Origin of the sequence: Haloprofundus marisrubri, from assembly GCF_001469955.1 — an archaeon.
Lineage (GTDB): Archaea > Halobacteriota > Halobacteria > Halobacteriales > Haloferacaceae > Haloprofundus > Haloprofundus marisrubri.
The window spans coordinates 570,247-590,536 of sequence record NZ_LOPU01000029.1 but is presented as its reverse complement, the minus strand read 5'-3'; the positions used below and the strand labels follow the sequence as shown (position 1 = coordinate 590,536).

The window sequence follows — 20,290 nt, the reverse complement described above, 5'->3', positions numbered from 1 at the left end:
TATCGGGGTCTTTTTCCCGTCGACCGCGCTACCTCCGACCGTGACTGAAACACTCTCCACGGGGTGTGCGCCGCTCGACGACCTGCTCGGGGGTGGTCTCGAACGCGGGACCGTCACGCAGGTGTACGGCGCACCGGCGGCGGGGAAGACGAACGTCGCGCTGTCGGCGGCCGTCGACGTCGCCGCCGCGGGCGGAACCGTCGTCTACATCGACACCGAAGGGCTCTCCATCGACCGCTTCCGCCAGTTGGTCGAAGCTCGCACCGACGACGAGCAGGCGTTCGAGGACGTCGCCTCCCGCGTTATCGTCACCGAGGCGCACGACTTCGCCGAACAGGAGGAGGCCGTCCGCGACGCCGAGGAGTTCGCCGACAGAGCGGACCTCGTCGTTCTCGACAGCGCGACCGGCTTCTACCGTCTCGAACGCACCATGGAAGGCGAAGGCGGCGAATCGCTCCGTCGCGTCGCCCGCCAAGTGACGCATCTGCTCTCTCTGGCACGAAAACACGACATCGCCGTCGTCCTGACGAATCAGGTGTTCACCGACCCCGACACCGACAGAGCGCGAGCGCTCGGCGGCCACACGCTCGAACACTGGACCGGCGTCGTCGTGCGCCTCGACCGCTTCCGCGGCGGTAACCGCCGGGCAACGCTGGAGAAACACCGCGCGAAGGCCGCCGGGGAGAGTGCGACGTTCCGAATTACGGGAAGCGGGTTGGAAGCGACCGAGGAGTTCTGAAGCGGCGGGGCGACGCTGTTTGGTTTTGTCAAATATCCAATCGGCGGTAGGTTTCAGCGGTCGTGCTGAATAGAAGGCGCAAGTCAGGCACTGAATTGGCTCGGATTCGGCGTTACGTCCAGAGGTTGCACCACCTATTGGAGGAATAGCAGTGACTATCTAACCCAACTCCGATGCACCAACGTGAGTCAGGACTCCATCAGCTAAGAGGATAATCGATAGTAGAAGCCCAACTCCCAATGAAATCAGATTAGATGGTGAATCCGTCACACTCGGCCACACGTACCCACCGAGCGTCCATATCGTTGCGAGGAGACACGGGAACGCAAATGCGGCCAGTACGATGTCCACAGGCGTCCTACTAAGGCCTGCACGAGTGAGCACAGCGACCGCGAGCGCGAACGGCAGGCATACAAACAATAGTAGCTCCACAATTTGATCATCGACTCCAAACGGTACTGAAGCGAAGATTCCTGTGAGGAGAGTAGCGCTCAGACAGACTCCGATGGCAAGGAGATATGTCGCAACTACTGCTATCCGATTCAAATCCATAGCCGCGATTTGATTGCTGTCGAGTAAGTTCTGTTGGTGGGAATGTTCGTGCAAAGGTACTAAGACTATCATCCTCCCGCTGTACGACATGCACACCCAACCGAACTCCTGTATTCAACAGTAGCACTGCGAGACGAACAGCGGTTACATACTGCATACATCCTCTGTATCCATCAAGGCGTTTCTGACACCACTTGAGGGATTTTAACGGAAACCAGTTGCTCTACCGCGAGCGAAGCGAGCGGGCCGCCGTCGGAACGACGTCTCGACGTGCCCGAAAATCGCGGAGCGATTTTCGACCGACGACTGAGCGGAACGAAGTGAAGCGAAGGAGGAGTGTTTTTGGTCCAGCTTTTACCGAGCGGACGGCGGAGCCGTCCGCACAGCGTAAAAGGTGGGCGTTCTACAGCTCGCCGAGTTTCCGCAGCAACTGGCCGCGGTACTGCTCGTCGGCGTTGATGCCTTTCATCTCCAAGACGTTGCGTTCGAGTTTGTCGAGGGCGACGCGGAAGGCGTGTTCTGCGCCGTATCCTTCCCCGGAGCCAGCGACCTGTCCGTGGCTCGTCCGGAGTCTAACCTGCGACTGGATGAGCGGGGTGCCACGAAGTTTCTCCTTGTGTTCGTGGAAGCGGATGTGGGCGTGGTGGACCTGCATCTGCTGGTACTTGTCGACCACCTGCGTGAGGCTCTCGACGAGTTCCGTCCGGGAGACGGTGTCGAGTAGGTCGACGTTCGTAATCTGGACGTCCATCTGCTCTTCTTCAGTGTAGGTCAGCGCGCGGAGTACGTCCGTTTTCGTGAGAACGCCGAGCACCTCTGCGTCACTGTCCGAAGGAGTGACGACCAGTCCGGCCACGTCGTTCTCGAACATCTTCGAGACCGCGTCGTCGACCGACTCACCGGGGTTCGTGCTGAACACCGGACTCGTCATCAGGTCGTAGACCGGAAGGTCCAGCATTCGTTCGAGGTCACCGCTTCGGTCGCCGGTTCCCTGTCGGACCTCGTTTCGGACGACGAAGTCGACGATGTCGTGCGTTGTGAGAACGCCGGTGAGATTTCCGCTGTCGTTCAGAACTGGGAGTCGAGAGATACCGTTCTCGCGCAGGCGGTTGATGGCCTGGCCGACGCTCTCCTCTTCGAGAATCGACACCACGTCTTCGGTGTAGATTTGCTCGACGGTGAGCGCGTCCAAGTTGTCGTGAACGGCTTCGAGAATCGCGTCGCTCGTGATGATGCCCCAGAGCTTCTCGCCTTCGTAGACGGGCGCAATCTGGGTGTCGCCCTCGATGAGCATCCGCGACGCTTCGCGGACGTCCTCGTGGCGGTCGATGCGCGGCGCAGAGCGCATCAACGCAGCGGCCTTCGTGTTGTCTTCGATGTGCGACTGAATCAACTGCTTCTCGCCGACCACCCCGACGTAGTCGCCGCCGTCGGTGATGATGATACCCTTCGGGTTTTCGCGCTCGAACGCAGACCGGACCTTCCCGAGTCGGGTGTCGGCCTCCAGCTCCACGAAGTCCTGGAGTGCTATGTCAGTAATGTCCATGGTCCAATCTCCATCTACACCGCCGGAGGGCTTGAAGGTTGTTTACCCCCCGCTGCTTTCCGATACCCCGTCGTATAGTAGGTGTGGTGTGCTATAGCACGGGGTTTGGAGTCGACGACGGTGTTCGACTGGTCGGGGTGGCGCTCCCGGATATCGGCGTCTTCGGGCCCTACACGTACCTGATGACGGAGGTTCTGTTCGGTAGCTTCGCGGCCGTCCTGCTGTGGCGGGCGAACGCGTTTCGACGGGCGGGAAAGACCGTCGCAGTACTGTATCCCATCGCGTACGTCTGGGACTGGTACACGCTCGAAGTCGGTGTCTTCTCGATTCCGCTGCGCACGGGCGTCGAACTCCTGGGCATCCCGCTGGAAGAACACATCTTCATCGTCGTCGTGCCGTCGCTGGTCATCGGCATCCACGAACTCGTCCACGGGTCGCCGGACGACAGAACGGAGTGAGTACGCCGTCGAACGGCCGCAGTCGGTCGAATTCGCGGTCCCGAGACCGGAACGGAAGGCGCGACCAACCACGCAGTAACGAGGGGCTATGACCTCGGTAGGCGGCGTATGTCGATAAGGGAAGCCGTTCTACCGCGAGACAGGCGGCGGCGACGCCGCAGGATAGCCAATGGTCTTCGAAGCAAACGTGAACACGGCGAACACGACGAACACGGCGGACGCAGCAGACGCGCCCGCGCCGGGCGAACAGACGCTCGTTCGGACTCCCGACCCGTTGCCCTCGGCGGCGTTGCCGCGGAGCGACAGACTGCTCGTCGTCAGCGCGCGCCTCCACCCGCAACGACTCGAACAGATGCTCCGCGAGTCGGGGCGCGACCCCGCGAGTGCGACGCTGCTGTCGGTGTGGCCCGTCGAACTGGAGTACGACGGCCCCGTCACGCTCACCGGCGTCGTCCACCCCGGCGACGTGACGGGTGTCGGCATGCGTCTCGTCGACGCGCTCTCGACGCTCTCGGAGGGTGACTGCGTAGTGACCGACGCGCTCGGCGTCTTAGAGATGTACTGTGAACCCGACGTCGTCTCCCGGTTCTTCTCGACGGTACTGCAGAAGACGGCTGGACAGCGCCTCCACGGTATCCACACCGTCCAACCGGGCGTCACCGTCGACGGCGCGCTGAAAGCGCAGTTCGACCGGGTCGTCGACGACGCGATTCGGCCGTCCTGAGCCGTCGCCTCAACACGTCGGGTCCCGTTCGCTGAGCATCAGTTGCCAGTTGTCGGGGTCGGTGAACGCCAAGCCGTTCAGTCGCCACGACCCACCGCTCGCCGGGATGGGCCGCGTCATCATCGTCGTCTCCGGTTTCCGAACCGCCGACAGCGGCAGTCGGTCGTCGGGCAGATAGCCCGACCGGAGCGCTGCGTTCCGAGGGAGCGTCGCCTTCGTCGCTCGTATCAGGTCACTGTCAGTGTGATCGGCCGCTATCGCGTCGAGTAAGCGCTCGAAAGCGCCATCCCTGTCGGTGACGCCCATCGGTTGTGCCTCCATCACGTCGGTCAGGCGGAGTCCGTTCACCGTCCGATGGGTGTGCGTAATCGCACCCGCGAGCGGGTCGCCGTCTCGCGCGACGTAGACACGGTGTTCGCATTCTGGTACGTGGTAGCGCCACCGATAGAACTCTGCATCACGGGCGACGTGAATCGTCTTCGGGACGTTCTCGTCGTACAGTGATGCGAACACCTCCGCTGGAACCGTCGAGTGTCGAGTGACGGTAATGTCGTCACCGCCGGCTCTGAACTGGCGACAGCCGGTGAGATACGCCTTCGACAGTGCTTTCGACGCCACGTCACCGACGGTGCCGAGATTGCGGCCACGCGCACGGAGCAACGCATGAGGGTTCTGCACGTTGAAGTACGATTCGAGCGTGAGCGTCTGTTTCCAGCCGAGTTTCTCGAGGCCCGGACTGATGGCGGCGTTCGGGAAGTTGAACAGAATCGACGGCTCGGCGTCTTCGTACGTCTCGAACAGCCACGTCGTGAGCTTGGTCAACAGTCCCTGCCGCCGGTGGTCCGGGTCGATGAGCACGCCTGCGGGCTGGAGCGCGAGCGTCCACTCGTGGTTTGCTCGGAGCGGAAACACCATACACGGGAAGAACCCGACTGGCTCACCGTTCGCCGTCGCAACCGCGATTGCTTTCTCGTCGAGGTACGGCGTCGAATATCGCCACTCGAACCACTGGTCGCTCACCTCGAACCACTCGGTACTGAAGAGGTCACAGAACGTCTCCCGGTCGGAGTCGCTGTACCCCCGAATCCGATACGTCTCCTGTGTCTGGCCCATCCCGTCCTGAATAACTCTCCTAGTACTTTGTTTTTGCTCGGTTGAACCTTCGAATTGTTGCGTTTCTCGTCGAAAACATAACGTTCTCGCAGTATTTTCTCTCCAGAAGTCAGTCAGCGAGAGCGGAGGAGACTACACGCACGACTGTCTTTGAGCGGCGATTCTTGGTGGCGAAAACAGCACAGAGAACGGCTCAATCGCCAGTTACGCTCGTATTACTAGCTACGGGAGTGTAACCGTGACTAGAGTGTGAGCGTCCGCTCTCGAACTGAGAGTGCAACACGCGAGAAACGTAGTGGGTTTGGGCAGATTTGAACTGCCGGCCTCCTCCATGTCAAGGAGGTGTCATAACCAGACTAGACCACAAACCCAGTCCGACGTTCACCTGCTGAACGCATTATCACGTATTCCGGCCGAGTAATTGAAGGTTTCGGAACGTCGCTCCGTCGGCGACTTTCGACGGCCTCAAATAGGAGCGACGGCCCCCGCGGGGGAGTTTCTCGGAGCGCGGGTTCCGGCGACAGGCTTATACCGATGTACTGATTTGTACACTACAACACGAATACGTACATTGGTGTCCACCATGCAGGAATACATCGAACGCGTCACGGCGGGGGAGGATTTGAGCGTCGAGGAGGCACACGAGGCAGCGAACGCGGTGTTTCAGGACGCGACGGAGGCACAAATCGGGGCGCTACTCGCAGCGCTGAGAGCGAAAGGCGAGACGGAAGCCGAAATTGCCGGCTTCGCCCGAGGGATGCGCGACGCCGCGCGGACGATTTCGCCAGACAAGACGCCGCTCGTCGACACCTGTGGCACCGGTGGCGACGACTACGACACCATCAACGTCTCGACGACGAGCGCCATCGTCGCCGCGGGTGCGGACGTCGCCGTCGCCAAACACGGCAACTACTCCGTGTCGTCATCGTCCGGAAGCGCGGACGTACTCGAAGTCGCCGGCGTCGACGTCGAAGCCGAACCACCGGCAGTCGAACGCGCTATCGAACGCGACGGCATCGGCTTCATGCTCGCGCCGGTGTTCCACCCGGCGATGAAAGCCGTCATCGGCCCCCGCAAGGAACTCGGCATGCGGACGCTGTTCAACGTCCTCGGCCCGCTGACGAACCCCGCCGGGGCCGACGCACAGGTGCTCGGCGTCTACGACGACGACCTCGTTCCCGTCATCGCACGCGCGCTCTCGCACATGCCCGTCGAACGGGCGCTCGTCGTTCACGGCGACGGACTCGACGAAATCGCACTCCACGGCGAGACAACCGTTGCCGAAGTCGACGGCGACGAAATCACCGAGTACACCCTGACTCCCGAGGAGATGGGTCTCGACTCGGCACCGATTTCGGCCGTCGCCGGTGGCACTCCCGAGGAGAACGCCGCCGACCTTCGCGGCATCGTCGAAGGCGACGTGACGGGCGCGAAACGAGATATCATCCTCGCAAACGCCGGGGCCGCCGTCTACGTCGCTGGCCGTGCCGACAGCATCGAAGACGGCGTCGAGACCGCACGCGAGGCCATCGATTCGGGCGCGGCCGCCGAGAAACTGCATCGACTGAGTGGGTCGGCTGTCGAACTTTCTCGGAGCGACTGATGACGCGGGTCAAACTCTGCGGGTTCACTCGGGCAGCGGACATCCGAACCGCCGCCGACGCCGGTGTCGACGCCGTCGGGGTCATCACCGAACTGCCCAGCCACGTCGACAGTCCACGAGAAGTCACGCCCGCGTCGGCGGCGGACCTCGTCGCCGCCGCACCGCCGTTCGTGACGACGACGCTCGTGCTCATGCCCGAGACGCCGGAGCGGGCCGTCGAACTCGCGCGCCTCGTTGGACCGGACGTGCTCCAACTGTACGGCGAGTTCACCGCCGACGAGTTCCGGTATATCCGCGCGGAGACGGAGACGAAACTCCTCGCGGCCGCCGACGCCGAGAACGCCGAACGAGTCCGGGACATCGATCCGGTCGTCGACGCGGTACTTTTGGACTCGGTCACCGAGGACGGTGCAGGCGGGACCGGTGAAACCCACGACTGGGAGGCGACGGCGGAACTCGCGAAGACGCTCTGTTCGCCGGTCGTCCTCGCTGGCGGGTTGACGCCGGAAAATGTCGTGGAAGCCATCGAGACTGTCGACCCGTACGGTGTCGACGCCGCCAGCGGTGTCGAACTCACCGGCGGTATCAAAGACGAGGACGCCGTCCGGACGTTCGTCCACCGGGCGAAAGCGACGAAGTTCCGCGAGGAGGTGTCGGCGTGAGTTCGCTCGAACGAACGCGCGAGTCGTTCGTCTCACTTCTCGACGACGTCGACGGACCGGCAGTCGCGCGAGTCTCGGCGACACTCGACCTCCCGTCGACGGCACCGCTGTCGGCGTACGCGGCACTATCGGACGAAAACGAGTACGGCTTTTTGCTCGAAAGTGCCGAGAAGACGCCGTCAAGCGACCCCGACGGTGCGTTCTCGCCTGGGACCGCGACCGACCGCCACGCTCGCTACTCGTTCGTCGGCTACGACCCAGAAGCCGTCGTCACCGTCGACGCCGACGGCGCGAGCGTCGAATCGCTGGGCGGGCGCGCATCTCGGTTCGTCGAACCCGCAGACGGTGACGTACTCGACGCACTCCGCGGTGCGCTGCCGGACGTCGAACGCGTCGGTTTCGAGGACGCCGAAGCGGCCGAGCGTCAGCGTCTCGACGGCGGCTTGGTGGGCTTTCTCGCGTACGACGCGGTGTACGACCTCTGGTTGGAGGAAGTCGGCGTCGAACGACCGGACGCGCAGACAGAAGAGCGTGCGACGCCCGACGCGCAGTTCGTGCTGACGACGAAGACGCTCGTTTTCGACCACGCCACCGACTCGGTGTCGCTCGTCTTCACGCCCGTCGTCGCTCCCGGCGACGAGCCCGAGACGGTGTACGACGAACTCGCCGCGGAAGCGACGCGCGTCCAAGAGAAACTCGCCGAAGCAGAAACGCCCGACCACGGCGGGTTCGTGAAACACGGCGAGACGGCGGGGTCGAAAGACGCGTACGAGGCCGCAGTCCGGGAGACGAAACAGCACGTCCTCGACGGCGACATCTATCAGGGCGTCATCTCCCGGACCCGAGAGTTGCGAGGCGAAATCGACCCACTCGGTCTGTACGCGTCGCTGCGGGAGGTGAACCCCTCGCCGTACATGTATCTGCTGCGCCACGGCGACCGGACCGTCGTCGGTGCGAGTCCGGAGACGCTCGTCTCGGTGCGCGGTGACCGCGTGGTAGCGAACCCCATCGCCGGAACCTGCCCGCGCGGGAACAGCCCGGTCGAAGACCGCCGTCTCGCCGGGGAGATGCTCGCCGACGCCAAGGAACGCTCCGAACATACGATGCTCGTCGACCTCGCGCGAAACGACGTCCGCCGCGTCTCCCGAGCGGGAACGGTCCGCGTCGAGGAGTTCATGAACGTCCTCAAGTACAGCCACGTCCAGCATATCGAGTCGACCGTCTCGGGCACGCTCGACACAGAATCAGATGCGTTCGACGCGACCCGCGCGTCGTTCCCGGCGGGGACGCTCTCGGGGGCACCGAAAGTCCGCGCGATGGAGATTATCGACGCGCTGGAGACGACCCCACGAGGTCTCTACGGTGGTGGTGTCGGCTATTACTCGTGGACCGGCGACGCCGATATCGCCATCGTCATCCGCACCGCGACAATCGACCGTGGGGGCGGCGACGGAGACGGGGACACCGGCGGCATCGAAGGTGCCGACCTAGTCCGGGTACGCGCCGGCGCTGGAATCGTCGCCGACAGCGACCCGACCGCCGAGTACGAGGAGACAGAACAGAAGATGGGTGGCGTCCTCGATGCGCTCGAACGCATCGAAGAAAATGGACGAAGCGGAGAAGACGAAGAAGACGAAGCGACGCCTGCGGAGGTGCCGCGATGAAGGTACTCGTCGTCGACAACTTCGACTCGTTCACGTACAACCTCGTCGAGTATCTCTCGGAGACGCAGGTCGAACGCGACGGAGGCGACGGACGCAACGGACGTGTCGAGAGCGTCGAGGTGGAGGTACTGAAGAACACGGCGTCGCTCGACGAGGTACGGGCCGCAGACGCCGACGCCATCGTGTTGAGTCCGGGGCCGGGCCATCCCGAGAACGACCGCGACGTCGGTGTCACTCTCGACGTGCTGCGGGAACTCAGTCCCGAGGTGCCGACGCTCGGCGTCTGTCTCGGCCTCGAAGCGGCGGTGCACGCCTACGGTGGCGAGGTCGGCCACGCGCCCGAACCCGTTCACGGAAAGGCGTTCGCCGTCGACCACGACGGTGCAGGCGTCTACGCGGGTCTCGAACAAGGGTTTCAGGCCGGGCGCTACCACTCGTTGGTGGCGACCGAAGTTCCCGACTGTTTCGAGGTGACGGCGACGACGGACCACGAGGGAACGGAACTCGTGATGGGTGTTCGCCACCGCGAGTACCCCATCGAGTGCGTCCAGTTTCACCCCGAAAGCGTGCTGACCGCCGTGGGTCACGACGTCGTGGAGAACTTTCTCGTGAACTGCGTGTCCGACGCACCGCGGCCGACAGCGGACTAAGGATAAGGGCTAGGACTAAGAGCCGTCGCTCGCAGTCGGCACGCCGTTGGAGTGTCTCTCGTTTTCGGTTACACCAGTCCCGGCGCGACCATCGAGACGACCATCAGCGCGCCGACGACGACGAGTGCGATAGTCACGAGTCGCCACGCCAGTCGCAAGAGGAGACGACCGACGAACACGACGGCACCGAGCGCGAGCAGACTCAGGAACAACGACCCGTACGGCATCTCGCCGAGCGCAGTCTGAAGCAGTGCTGTCACGAGGAGGGCGTCCATAGTTTTCGATACTGCCTCCGACGGCATAAGCTTGTGTCGGACACTCGTTCGAGAACCGACAGCTTTCGGCGTCGGAAGGCGGAGTGACGCCGCCTGAACCCCCCTTTTGTTCCGCTGGACATCGGCCTGCCTGCTCGTGGTTCGAAGCTCCTGAGAATCACTTTCACCGCACTCTGCACATCGTTATGTCGTCGCCGAATCGATGTACGGTCGAAGGCGAGTCGAGACGACGGAACAGTCACTATATATACAAGTCATTTAGTTGGTAATACCCGGCTTCGAAAGCATTAATGGGTCACTACCGTATCAAACGTTCCGTCATAGATGACGAGCCGGAGTCGACAACATGCCCTACACGCAGCCACTCAAATTCCCACGAACGGAGGAGAGAGCGACAGATGAGTAACGCCGACCTGAGCGCGGACGAACTCGTGCTCCCGGTCAAGCGCACCGAGGGTGAGAACCTCGAAGCGCGAATGACCTCGAACGCGTACAACAACATCCTGCCCGCACGGTATCTCCGCAAGGACGCCGACGGCAACCTCACCGAGACCCAAGAGGAGTTGTTTGCGCGAGTAGCCAAGAACATCGCGCTCGCGGAGGCCGTCTACGAGGCCGAACAAGCGGGCGAGTCGGTGACGGTCACCCCCGAGCAGTTGAAGCCCGGCCACCCCCGCCGCGACGAACTCGCCGCGGAAGTCTTCGGGAAAGGCGTCACCGCCGACAGCGACGCCGAAACGACGCTCTCGGTCTACAACGTCAACAAGTTCGCCTACGACACCGTCGTTCCCGAACTCCCCACGGAGATACAGTCGGCCGTCGAGACGCGTCGTGACGAGTTCCAGAGCCTGATGGAACAGCTCTCCTTTATTCCGAACTCGCCGACGCTGATGAACGCCGGCGACGAACTCCAGCAGCTATCGGCGTGTTTCGTCGACTCGCCGGGTGACGACATCACCGACATCCACCAGACGATGAAGGAAGCCGCCGAAGTGTTCCAGTCCGGCGGCGGCATGGGCTATGCGTTCTGGAAACTCCGCCCGTACGGCGACGCCGTCGGCTCTACTGGTGGCATCGCCTCCGGTCCCATCACGTTCATGCGAACGTACGACCAGATGTGCGAGACCATCGCGCAAGGCGGTGCCCGACGCGGCGCACAGATGGGCGTCATGCGCGTCAGCCACCCCGACGTCATCCAGTTCATCCACTCGAAGAACAAGGACGTCTCGCTGGCGCACTCGCTTCGTCTCAACGACCCCGACGACTACACGCACACGAAGTTCGCCGACGCGCTCGACGAAGCGCGCGAACTCATCGACGACGAAGGCAGAGTGCCGAAACACCTCCGCAACGCCGTCGAGGGCCACCTCTCGAACTTCAACATCTCCGTCGGCGTCACCGACGACTTCATGGAGGCGCTGTACGACGACGAGGAGTTCGTCTTCACGAACCCCCGAACCGAGGAACCGCACGTCGCCACGCCCGAAACGAAGGAACTGTACGAGATGTTCGACCTCGGCGAACACGTCGAAGTCGGCGAAGTCCTCTCGATTCCGGCCGCCGAACTCTGGGACCACATCGTCTCCGGTGCCCACGAGAACGGCGAACCGGGTATCATCTACCTCGAACGCGTCAACAAACAGCACTCCTTCGACGTCGAGAAACACCCCGACCACCGGATTCTCGCCACGAACCCGTGTGGCGAACAGCCGCTCGAAGAGTACGAGGCCTGCAACCTCGGCCACATCAACCTCTCGACGCTCGCCGACCTCGACGCGCCCGACTGGCGCGTCTGGTCCGAAGCGCACCTCGACGAGTACGACTCCCACGAGAAGGCCGTCGAGGCGTTCCTGAACGAGGCCATCGACTTCGAGGAGTTCGACCGCCGCATCGACCTCGGGACGCGTTTCCTCGAGAACGTCGTCACGATGTCGGACTTCCCGGTCGCAAAAATCGAGCAAAAAGTGCGAGAAATGCGCAAAATCGGCCTCGGCGTCATGGGCCTCGCGCAACTGTACATCCAACTCGGCATCGGCTACGGCTCCGACGCGGGCAACGAAGTCGCCAGCCAGTTGATGACCCACATGAACCACCAGTCGAAGTGGGCCAGCCACGAACTCGCCGAGGAACGCGGCTCGTTCGACGACTGGGGCGACTCGAAGTACGCGAACCCGACCGAGTACCGCCAGTGGTTCGAACACCATACCGGCGAAGACGCCGACGAGTGGGAAGACGGCTTCCCCGTCCGAAACCACAACACGACGACTATTGCGCCGACGGGCACCACGTCGATGGTCGGTAACACGACGGGTGGCTGTGAGCCTATTTACAACGTCGCCTACTACAAGAACGTCTCCGACGACGTCCAAGGCGACGAGATGCTCGTCGAGTTCGACGACTACTTCCTCCGCGTGTTGGAGGCCAACGACATCGACGTCGACGAGGTCAAACGCGAAGCCCAAGAGCAGATGGCGAACAACGAGTTCGACGGCGTCGACTCGCTGTCGACGGTTCCTGATTCGATTTCGGAACTGTTCGTCGTCACCGCCGACCTCTCCGGCAAGGACCACGCCGCCGTACAGTGTGCCTGCCAGCAGGGCGTCGACTCCGCCATCTCGAAGACCTGCAACTTCCCGAACAGCGCCTCGAAAGAGGATATGGACGAAGTCTACAGGTACATCTACGACCACGGCGGTAAGGGCGTCACCGTCTACCGCGACGGCACCCGCTCGAAGCAGGTGCTGACGACGCGCGCCGACAACGCCGAGTTCGCCGACGAAGGCGAGGCCGCGGAAGTCATCGCCGAACAGATTCGTGAGGCGTTCGGCGGTCTCGACGCGTTCCTCGACGCCGAGGAAGTCCGCGAAGCGCTCGGCGGCGACCTCGAAGAGGTCGTCGCGACGACCGGCGAGGGTCGTGCCTACGCACAGGAACGACCCCGTCCGGACGTACTCCACGGCGTCACCCAGCGCATCGACACCGGCTACGGGAAACTGTACGTCAACATCAACGAGGACGAGGACGGCGAACCGTTCGAGCTGTTCGCCACCATCGGCAACTCCGGTGGCTTCACCAACTCCTTCACCGAGGCGTTGGCGAAGGTCATCAGCTACTCGCTGCGCTCGGGGGTCGACCCGCGCGAAATCGCCGCCGACCTGCAGGGCATCCGTAGCCCGAAGGTCGCGTGGGACAAAGGCGAGCAAATAAACTCCATCCCGGACGCCATCGGCGTGGCGATGCGGCGCTACCTCGACGGCGAAATCGAGAAGCCGTACCCCAAACAGAAGAGTCTCACCGAAATCGAAGAGGAGACGACCGACGCCGATGCTGCGGTCGACGCCGAAGAAGCACCCGAACCCGACGGCGGTGCGTCCGTCGACGACAGCGCGGCGTCCTCGGCGATGGACGACCTGCTCGCTGCGGGCGAGAGTCCTGAGTGTCCCGAATGTGGGAACCTGACGCTGTACTTCTCGGAAGGCTGCAAGACCTGCGAGTCCTGCGGTTGGTCCGAGTGCTAACGTAACGCGTCGTCGAAGCGCCGCGCAGTTTTCTCCCTCTGTCTCTCTCGGTTCGGTCCCTCTACGGTCCGGGTTTCGGTCTACTGGTTTCCGATTCCGTTTTCTGTCCTTTCGCTCCCTATCCCACGGGTTGGCGCAGTGCACGGAGGAGAGAGCCACCGCTCGGGAGCGCGAGACGAGAGCCAGAGAACGGAATCCACTCCGACTACAGGTCCGACCGGGAGTCCAGCGCCTTCAGGACGATTTCGGGGTCACGGTTCAGCGAGTGGACTCGATAACTGCCTTTCTCGTAGCCGCCGCCGGTGTGGCGACTCTCGGTGATGCCGAGAAACGACTGTTCTTTCAGCAGTCGGGAGACGCGGTCCCACGAGATGGGGTCGGAGCCTTCGTTCGCACACACCTGCTTGTACGTCGAGTAGATATCCTGCTTTGCGAACTCCTCTTCGTCGCGTCGTATCGTCAGCGACGCGAGAGCGACGAGAATGTACTTGACGTGCGGTGTGCTGCCGGAGATGAGTTCCGCGAACCGGTCGGCCTCCGCGCGTTCCATCGCGTGGTCGATGTGCTGTTCGAGCACCTGTGTGCTATCGGACTCCTCGGCTATCGCGCCGGCGTATCGGAGGATGTCGATGGCTTTGCGGGCGTCACCGTGTTCGCGCGCCGCCAGTGCGGCGACCTTCGGGATGACGTCCGCCGAGAGCACGTCTGGTTGGAACGCGTCGCGCCGGTTTTCGAGTATCTGTCGCAACTGAGTGGCATCGTAGGGGTGGAAGACGAACTCGCGGTCCTGTAGCGAGGAGTCGACGCGTTCGCCGATGGACTCGCGGTACTGAATTTTGTTGCTGATGGCGATGATGCCGACGTACGAGTCGGTCTTGCCGGACTCCTCGGCGCGCGAGAGCGTCATCAGGATGTCGTCGTCGCCGTCGAGTTTGTCGATTTCGTCGAGAATGACGATGAGCGAGCGGACCTCGTGGTCGTCGAGGAGGTCCCAGACGTGTCTGAAGTACTCGGCCGCCCCGATACCTTTTCGCGGAATCGAGAGGTCGGGGTCGAGCGTGTCGCGGACGCCGAGGGCGAGTTCGCGCGCCGCCCGCGTCTCGGTGTCGTCGTTCGAGCAGTCGACGTACTGGTAGATGAGGTCCACACCGTTGTCGCTGGCGCGCCCGCCGGCCTCGCGGGCCATGTGCTTCGAGACGAGCGACTTTCCCGTGCCCGTCTTGCCGTAGAGCAGCAGGTTCCGCGGCGGACCGCCTCTGACCGCCGGGCCGAGCGCTTTGCCGACGGCGCGAATCTCGTCGTCGCGGCCGATGATTCGGTCCCGGTCGGGGACGTAGCCGACGCGGAGCAGTTCCTCGCGGGCGAATATCGACCCGACGGCGAACGGGTCACCGTACGACTCGTCGTTCTGTGGGTCGCCGCCGTCGGTCGTCGGGGGGCCGGCGGTTCCGCGCTCCTGTGTCGACTCCGAGGAGTCGCTCGCTTCGTCTGTCGGCGTCACGTACGACCGGAGGTCGGCGTCGTGTCCGGCGGCCTTTCGGCCTCGATTGCGACGTGTGCGTCCTCCGTCCTCCGAGTCGGTCATCGACTCACGTAGCCACACGGCAGTGAGATAAAACTGCCGACCTCGTACCGAGTGAAGTCGGCGTCCGTTTCGAGCGGCGGCACGGGCGAGACACTGCCGGACGAACGCGACGAGACCGGGAATCCCCCACCCCTCGTACCGAGTGAATCGACGAGAAGGTGAGAGGCGGCTATCCGGCCGATTTCGGTGAGAGAGCGATAGGATATAAGTGGCGTGTGTGGCGGTATCACGGGTAAATTGAAGAGCGGGTCTTCGGCCGGTGAAAAAGCAAACTGTACAAATTGTTGTTGTTGTTGATTGCTTGTATAGGTAATTATATAATAGGCGCGAGTTACTCGCCGCGATTTCGAGATTATCCGGGGCAGTCGTGGAGTGTTTCACTCGGTTCGAGGGGTGAGGGTGACGGTCGAAGTGAATCAGAGAACGGACCGAGTAGACGAAAGTGACGACCGAACACCGGACGTACGCACGGTTCCTGTTGCCTCGATTGCGGCGACGATATCGAGCTAAGCCGAACCGAGACGGAGACGCGACAAAAATTCAGTCGGTATAGGGGGTCTGTGAAATCCCGGAGTCGAGCGTCTGTCGACCGATTGGATTCACTCGGTACCGGGGGCGTCTCGCTGCGGGCCGAAAAGTCGCGTAATATCTGCGACGTACTGAAGTCGAAAGCGTTCCCGTCTATCGTTTTTCGTGTCTGGTTTTCGTCGACCGGCCGATGATACCAGTCCACAACCGGCGGGCAACAAAAGCGAAGAACATACAAATCCCGATGCGAAGTAGCCGATATATGGGTTGGAAAGAGACGGCCGAACCAGTTTTAACGCGGATGCCCGCGGTCCAGCGTCCAGAGGGGCACGTGCCCTTCCGGCGCAAGCTTGGCTGGACCGCCGGGATTCTCGTGTTGTACTTCTTCCTCACGAACGTCACCCTCTTCGGGTTAGACGTCTCGACGCAAAGTGACCTGTTCGGACGCTTCCGGTCTATCCTCGCCGGGGCGCAGGGGTCGATTCTACAGTTGGGTATCGGACCCATCGTCACCGCGAGCATCGTTCTCCAGTTGCTCGGCGGTGCGGACCTACTGGGACTCGACACGAACGACCCGCGCGACCAGATTCTCTACCAGGGACTGCAGAAGTTCCTCGTCGTCGTGATGATCTGTCTGACGGGCATCCCGATGGTGTTCGCCGGGAGCTTCCTCCCGCCGAGTCAGGCCGTCGCCAGCGCGCTCGGAATCACCGCCACTGGCGTACAGGTGCTCCTGTTCGCGCAGATATTCGTCGGCGGCGTGCTCATCCTGTTCATGGACGAAATCGTGAGCAAATGGGGCGTCGGCTCCGGTGTCGGGCTGTTCATTATCGCCGGTGTGAGCCAGCAGCTCGTCGGTGGCCTGTTCGCGTGGCCCTCGCTCGGGGGCGCGGCCGGCTTCATCCCGACGTGGATTGGCATCCTCACCGGTTCGCAGACGCTCGCTGACGGGCAACTGCTCACCGGCCCAGGCATCCAGGCGTTGCTGTTCCAGCCGGGGCAGATTCTCGCGCTGTTCACGACGGTGCTCATCTTCGGTATCGTCGTCTACGCGGAGTCCGTCCGCGTCGAGATTCCGTTGAGCCACGCCCGCGTCAAGGGTGCTCGCGGACGCTTCCCCGTGAAGCTCATCTACGCGTCCGTCCTGCCGATGATTCTCGTGCGTGCGCTGCAGGCGAACATCCAGTTCCTCGGCCGCATCCTCTTCTCGCAGAGTCCGGCCGGGTCCAGCGCGATTACGCTGTTCGGCACGTCGATGCCGTGGCTCGGTCAGTACGGCTCCGACGGCCAGCCGGTCGGCGGGTTCTTCTACTACTTCGCGCCGATTCAGGCCCCGCAGGACTGGCTGTGGTTCCTCGCCGGCACGGCGGCTGAGCCGTGGCAAATCTTCATCCGCGTCGCCATCGACCTGACGTTCATGGTCATCGGCGGTGCGATATTCGCCATCTTCTGGGTCGAAACGACCGGGATGGGTCCGGAGGCGACGGCGCGACAGATTCAGAACTCCGGCATGCAGATTCCGGGCTTCCGTCGGAACCCGCAGGTCATCGAGAAGGTGATGGAGCGCTACATCCCGCAGGTGACGGTCATCGGCGGTGCGCTCGTCGGTCTGCTCGCCGTCATGGCGAACATGCTCGGCACCATCGGGCAGGTCTCCGGAACGGGCCTGCTGCTCACAGTCTCTATCACGTACAAACTGTACGAGGAGATTGCCGAGGAGCAACTCATGGAGATGCACCCGATGATGCGCAACATGTTCGGTCGGTAATCCGGACAGCCACCGAGGCCGAGTTCGATACCTCACGGGCGCTTCGTTTTCTCACTTTTCGCACGGTTCACGCTCAGCGACCGCGTTCTCGGAGAACAACAGTCGTAGTCGTCCGTCCCGTCGGCCGGAGTCGACAGCGGACGACCACGAGCGACCCACACGGGATATACAACACCAACCGGTTTACGCCGCCGTCGTGAACTGTCCGTGATGTGTGCTTACACCGGAGAGTGGGAATACCACTGCCTGCGGCCGCGGCGAGAAGAGACGAAAAAGGAAGCTAGCGACCCGACTACGGAGCTAAACCGCCTCGGGAGCGACGGTTGGGAACTCGCGGAGACGATAGCGTACACCGGTGGTGGGACGAAGTATCTGGTTTTCAAGCGACCGGCGACGTCCGGCCCGGCCGACGGTGAGAACGACAGCGAGAGTGAAGGCGATGAGCGACGGTGAACAGAGCGACGTCGGTACGGCGGACACGATGCGTGGACGGTCCGAAGAGAGCCGACTCAAAATCTGGTTGCTCTTTCGGACGAATCGGTTTCTACTGACCGCGTTGCTCGCGTCGCTCGTCTTCGTGTCGCTTCTCTTCATCAGCGTGAGTATCGACCCACCGCTCTCACGCGAAATCACGTCGACGGACACTATCGAGACGGTGTTCTCGGCGATGATCGGCGTCATCGTCACCGGGACGACGCTCGTCGTCACCATCAGTCAACTCGTCCTCTCGGCGGAGAACGGTCCGCTCGGGGACCAACGCGAGCGCATGAGTTCGGCGATGGATTTCCGCACGTACACGAAAGACCTGTTCGGTTCGGTCGTCCCCGCGGACCCATCGGCTTTCCTCGGGCGACTCGTCGGCGAAACGGAACGGCGGGCGGAGGCGGTCGACCGCCTCGTCACGGAGGCCGACGACGACGAACTGCAGCGACAGACGGGCGAGTTCATCGACAGTCTTCACGGGAACGCACAGGAGGTCGAAGCGGAACTGGAGGGGTCGAGATTCGGGACGTTCGACGTGTTGTTCGCTGCACTCAACTTCAACTACAGTTGGAAAATCTACCAGACCGAACGACTCCGCGAAAGTTACGCGTCGTCGATGAACGGCGAGCAGAGACGGGCGTTCGACGACCTCAAAACGGCGCTCTCGATGTTCGGTCCGGCACGTGAACACATCAAGACACTCTACTTCCAGTGGGCACTCGTCGACCTCTCGCAGTATATCCTCTACGCGGCGGTTCCGGCGCTCATCGTCGCCGGCGGGATGGTGACGTTCGTCGGCGCGGAGTCGTTCGACGGAGCGTTCCTGACGATTCCGGCCATCACGTGGGTCGTCAGCGCCGCCTACACCGTGACGCTCGTCCCGTTCCTGCTCTTTACCTCCTACATCCTCCGTATCGCACCCGTCGCCAAGCGGACGCTCGCCATCGGTCCGCTCATTCTCCGCGAGTCACAGCGATAGTCAAAACGGTGCTCTCGGGGTCTCTGTACCCCTTCTCCGGCTCATCGTTTGGTGGACGCGGACGGAGTCTTTCGGGTCCAGTCTCTCGTTTCTCGTTCCGTAGTGCCCGTTTCTCGCTACCCGTTTCGGCTGTCACCGAGATAGCAACACTACGTCTCTACGTGCGAATCATTACTAACCAAATGGGAGTGTTTATTAACCGGGAGTCGCTGATTGTTAATCAGAGCATGAGCCTTCACAATCGGCGGTCGGTTCTCGGTCTGGGTGCGGGTGCAGTCGTCGCTGCACTCGCAGGGTGTGTCGACGCAGGCAGTCAGTCGCCGTCGGACAGCAGCGGTGGCTCGGGCGAGTCTGGAGAGGCGACTGCGCAGGCGTCCTTCTTCGTTCTCTCAGATTTCGCGTCGAACGTCGCCGGCAACGCTGCCACGGTCGAGAACCTCGTTCCGTTCGGCCAGCACGGCCACGGGTGGGAACCGGGTCCGAACCTCCAGCGAACGGTGCTGGAGTCGGACGCGTTCGTCTACATGGGCGAAGGGTTCCAGCCGTGGGCCGACAACGTCGTCACGAACCTCGAAGACGCCGACAGCGACGTGGCGGTTATCGAAGCACGCCACGGGGTCAATCTCTTGGGCGCACCCGGAAGCGGAGACGCCCACGGCCACGAAGAAGAACAGCAAGACGAACACGAGGAAGAAACTCACGGCGAGCACGAAAACGAGAGCCACGACGAACACGAAAACGAAACTCACGACGAACACGAAAACGAAACTCACGACGCGCACAGCAACGAATCCCACGACGATTCCGGCGACGGTCACGGCCACGACCACAGCGGCGCGGACCCCCACTTCTGGCTGGACCCGACACGCGCCGCGACCGCCGTCGAAACCATCAGCGAGGGATTCGCCGAGTTCGATTCGTCGAACGCCGACACCTATACGCAAAACGCCGAGTCGTACGTTCAGAGCCTCGAAGAACTCGACGCAACGTTCGAAGAAGAGCTGTCGGGGCGAGAGCGCGACCACGTTCTCGTGGCCGGCCACAACGCGCTCCAGTATCTTGGGAACCGCTACGGCTTCCACGTCCACGCGCTGTCGGGTATCTCCCCGGACGACCAGCCGTCCGCACAGGACATCAAACACGCACAGGAACTCATCGACGAACACGGCATCACACACGTTCTCGCACCCGTCTTCGAGTCCGACCGCGCCGCCCGGCAACTGGTCGCGGAGACCGACGCCGAGGGGACGCTGCCCATCACCCCGATTCCGAGTGTGACCGAGGAGTGGAACGAGAAGGGGTGGGGCTACGTCGACGTGATGCGCGAGGTGAACCTCGACAGCCTCAAGACCGCACTCGGTTCGGAATGAGCGGTGACCGGCGCGGTGGATTCGCCAGACGCTTCAACGGAGGTCACGTCGTAGCAAACGAAAGCGAGAGTGA

General features: G+C 62.6%; 16 protein-coding genes and 1 tRNA gene. 12 read left to right on the top strand and 5 right to left on the bottom strand.

Features of this window, described 5'->3' with window-relative positions:
* Position 1: 1 nt before the first annotated feature.
* A complete protein-coding gene (gene radB, locus AUR64_RS13460; RefSeq protein WP_394326103.1) occupies positions 2-739 on the top strand; it encodes a DNA repair and recombination protein RadB in 738 nt (245 codons plus the stop codon).
* Between the two features lie 955 nt (positions 740-1,694).
* Here radB and AUR64_RS13450 read toward each other — a convergent pair.
* Positions 1,695-2,837 (bottom strand): CBS domain-containing protein, encoded by a 1,143-nt coding sequence (locus AUR64_RS13450; protein ID WP_058582449.1) that lies wholly within the window; start codon positions 2,835-2,837, stop codon positions 1,695-1,697.
* A 182-nt stretch (positions 2,838-3,019) separates the two neighbouring features.
* On the opposite strand from AUR64_RS13450, the gene AUR64_RS13445 reads away from it, so the two are divergent.
* Entirely contained in the window at positions 3,020-3,295 is a 276-nt protein-coding gene (locus AUR64_RS13445) for a lycopene cyclase domain-containing protein (RefSeq protein ID WP_082230818.1), read from the top strand.
* A 169-nt stretch (positions 3,296-3,464) separates the two neighbouring features.
* The gene (locus AUR64_RS13440) at positions 3,465-4,019 is read left to right on the top strand and encodes a hypothetical protein (RefSeq protein WP_058582448.1); all 555 of its coding nucleotides are present in this window, start codon (positions 3,465-3,467) and stop codon (positions 4,017-4,019) included.
* 9 nt (positions 4,020-4,028) lie between these two features.
* On the opposite strand, the gene AUR64_RS13435 is transcribed toward AUR64_RS13440, so the two are convergent.
* Together AUR64_RS13435 and AUR64_RS13430 are read right to left on the bottom strand one after the other, a co-directional pair.
* Positions 4,029-5,132 (bottom strand): GNAT family N-acetyltransferase, encoded by a 1,104-nt coding sequence (locus AUR64_RS13435; RefSeq protein ID WP_058582447.1) that lies wholly within the window; start codon positions 5,130-5,132, stop codon positions 4,029-4,031.
* 296 nt (positions 5,133-5,428) lie between these two features.
* Positions 5,429-5,503, bottom strand: a tRNA-Val gene (locus tag AUR64_RS13430).
* A gap of 212 nt (positions 5,504-5,715) precedes the next feature.
* Between AUR64_RS13430 and trpD the strand changes: the two genes are divergently transcribed.
* The 4 genes from trpD to trpG are packed head-to-tail and all read left to right on the top strand — an operon-like array spanning position 5,716 to position 9,711.
* Entirely contained in the window at positions 5,716-6,735 is a 1,020-nt protein-coding gene (gene trpD / locus AUR64_RS13425) for an anthranilate phosphoribosyltransferase (RefSeq protein WP_058582446.1), read from the top strand.
* Positions 6,735-7,397: a phosphoribosylanthranilate isomerase gene (locus tag AUR64_RS13420; protein WP_058582445.1), complete on the top strand. Its 663-nt coding sequence runs from the start codon at positions 6,735-6,737 to the stop codon at positions 7,395-7,397. The genes trpD and AUR64_RS13420 overlap by 1 nt, the downstream gene beginning before the upstream one ends.
* Positions 7,394-9,061 carry an anthranilate synthase component I gene (gene trpE, locus AUR64_RS13415; RefSeq protein WP_058582444.1) on the top strand — a complete coding sequence of 556 codons (1,668 nt, stop codon included), beginning with the start codon at positions 7,394-7,396 and terminating at the stop codon, positions 9,059-9,061. Before AUR64_RS13420 ends, trpE begins: the two co-directional genes overlap by 4 nt.
* Positions 9,058-9,711 (top strand): anthranilate synthase component II, encoded by a 654-nt coding sequence (trpG, locus tag AUR64_RS13410; RefSeq protein WP_058582443.1) that lies wholly within the window; start codon positions 9,058-9,060, stop codon positions 9,709-9,711. Before trpE ends, trpG begins: the two co-directional genes overlap by 4 nt.
* 68 nt (positions 9,712-9,779) lie before the next feature.
* Here trpG and AUR64_RS13405 read toward each other — a convergent pair whose 3' ends face one another.
* Positions 9,780-9,986: a hypothetical protein gene (locus tag AUR64_RS13405; RefSeq protein ID WP_058582442.1), complete on the bottom strand. Its 207-nt coding sequence runs from the start codon at positions 9,984-9,986 to the stop codon at positions 9,780-9,782.
* A gap of 398 nt (positions 9,987-10,384) precedes the next feature.
* On the opposite strand from AUR64_RS13405, the gene AUR64_RS13400 reads away from it, so the two are divergent.
* Entirely contained in the window at positions 10,385-13,504 is a 3,120-nt protein-coding gene (locus AUR64_RS13400) for an adenosylcobalamin-dependent ribonucleoside-diphosphate reductase (protein WP_058582441.1), read from the top strand.
* A 205-nt stretch (positions 13,505-13,709) separates the two neighbouring features.
* On the opposite strand, the gene AUR64_RS13395 is transcribed toward AUR64_RS13400, so the two are convergent.
* Positions 13,710-15,089 carry a Cdc6/Cdc18 family protein gene (locus tag AUR64_RS13395; RefSeq protein WP_082230786.1) on the bottom strand — a complete coding sequence of 460 codons (1,380 nt, stop codon included), beginning with the start codon at positions 15,087-15,089 and terminating at the stop codon, positions 13,710-13,712.
* Positions 15,090-15,879: 790 nt separating this feature from the next.
* Between AUR64_RS13395 and secY the strand changes: the two genes are divergently transcribed.
* The 4 genes from secY to AUR64_RS13375 all read left to right on the top strand — a co-directional run bounded on the left by secY (position 15,880) and on the right by AUR64_RS13375 (position 20,217).
* Complete coding sequence (secY, locus tag AUR64_RS13390; RefSeq protein ID WP_058582440.1) at positions 15,880-17,385, top strand: preprotein translocase subunit SecY; 1,506 nt, start codon at positions 15,880-15,882, stop codon at positions 17,383-17,385.
* A 210-nt stretch (positions 17,386-17,595) separates the two neighbouring features.
* Complete coding sequence (locus tag AUR64_RS13385; protein ID WP_058582439.1) at positions 17,596-17,838, top strand: hypothetical protein; 243 nt, start codon at positions 17,596-17,598, stop codon at positions 17,836-17,838.
* Positions 17,825-18,847, top strand: coding sequence for a hypothetical protein (locus AUR64_RS13380; RefSeq protein WP_058582438.1), 1,023 nt, complete (start codon positions 17,825-17,827; stop codon positions 18,845-18,847). The genes AUR64_RS13385 and AUR64_RS13380 overlap by 14 nt, the downstream gene beginning before the upstream one ends.
* A gap of 227 nt (positions 18,848-19,074) precedes the next feature.
* Positions 19,075-20,217, top strand: coding sequence for a metal ABC transporter substrate-binding protein (locus tag AUR64_RS13375; RefSeq protein WP_058582437.1), 1,143 nt, complete (start codon positions 19,075-19,077; stop codon positions 20,215-20,217).
* The last annotated feature ends 73 nt before the right edge of the window (positions 20,218-20,290 follow it).

What these genes read in the sequence shown, in the direction of transcription:
- AUR64_RS13380 (WP_058582438.1), top strand. Translation starts at nt 17,825, where the DNA reads ATGAGCGACGGTGAACAGAGCGACGTCGGTACGGCGGACACGATGCGT.
- AUR64_RS13385 (WP_058582439.1), top strand. Translation starts at nt 17,596, where the DNA reads ATGTGTGCTTACACCGGAGAGTGGGAATACCACTGCCTGCGGCCGCGG.
- AUR64_RS13395 (WP_082230786.1), bottom strand. Translation starts at nt 15,089, where the DNA reads ATGACCGACTCGGAGGACGGAGGACGCACACGTCGCAATCGAGGCCGA.
- AUR64_RS13435 (WP_058582447.1), bottom strand. Translation starts at nt 5,132, where the DNA reads ATGGGCCAGACACAGGAGACGTATCGGATTCGGGGGTACAGCGACTCC.
- AUR64_RS13445 (WP_082230818.1), top strand. Translation starts at nt 3,020, where the DNA reads ATGACGGAGGTTCTGTTCGGTAGCTTCGCGGCCGTCCTGCTGTGGCGG.
- AUR64_RS13450 (WP_058582449.1), bottom strand. Translation starts at nt 2,837, where the DNA reads ATGGACATTACTGACATAGCACTCCAGGACTTCGTGGAGCTGGAGGCC.
- trpD (WP_058582446.1), top strand. Translation starts at nt 5,716, where the DNA reads ATGCAGGAATACATCGAACGCGTCACGGCGGGGGAGGATTTGAGCGTC.
- AUR64_RS13420 (WP_058582445.1), top strand. Translation starts at nt 6,735, where the DNA reads ATGACGCGGGTCAAACTCTGCGGGTTCACTCGGGCAGCGGACATCCGA.
- AUR64_RS13405 (WP_058582442.1), bottom strand. Translation starts at nt 9,986, where the DNA reads ATGGACGCCCTCCTCGTGACAGCACTGCTTCAGACTGCGCTCGGCGAG.
- trpG (WP_058582443.1), top strand. Translation starts at nt 9,058, where the DNA reads ATGAAGGTACTCGTCGTCGACAACTTCGACTCGTTCACGTACAACCTC.
- AUR64_RS13375 (WP_058582437.1), top strand. Translation starts at nt 19,075, where the DNA reads ATGAGCCTTCACAATCGGCGGTCGGTTCTCGGTCTGGGTGCGGGTGCA.
- AUR64_RS13400 (WP_058582441.1), top strand. Translation starts at nt 10,385, where the DNA reads ATGAGTAACGCCGACCTGAGCGCGGACGAACTCGTGCTCCCGGTCAAG.
- secY (WP_058582440.1), top strand. Translation starts at nt 15,880, where the DNA reads ATGGGTTGGAAAGAGACGGCCGAACCAGTTTTAACGCGGATGCCCGCG.
- AUR64_RS13440 (WP_058582448.1), top strand. Translation starts at nt 3,465, where the DNA reads ATGGTCTTCGAAGCAAACGTGAACACGGCGAACACGACGAACACGGCG.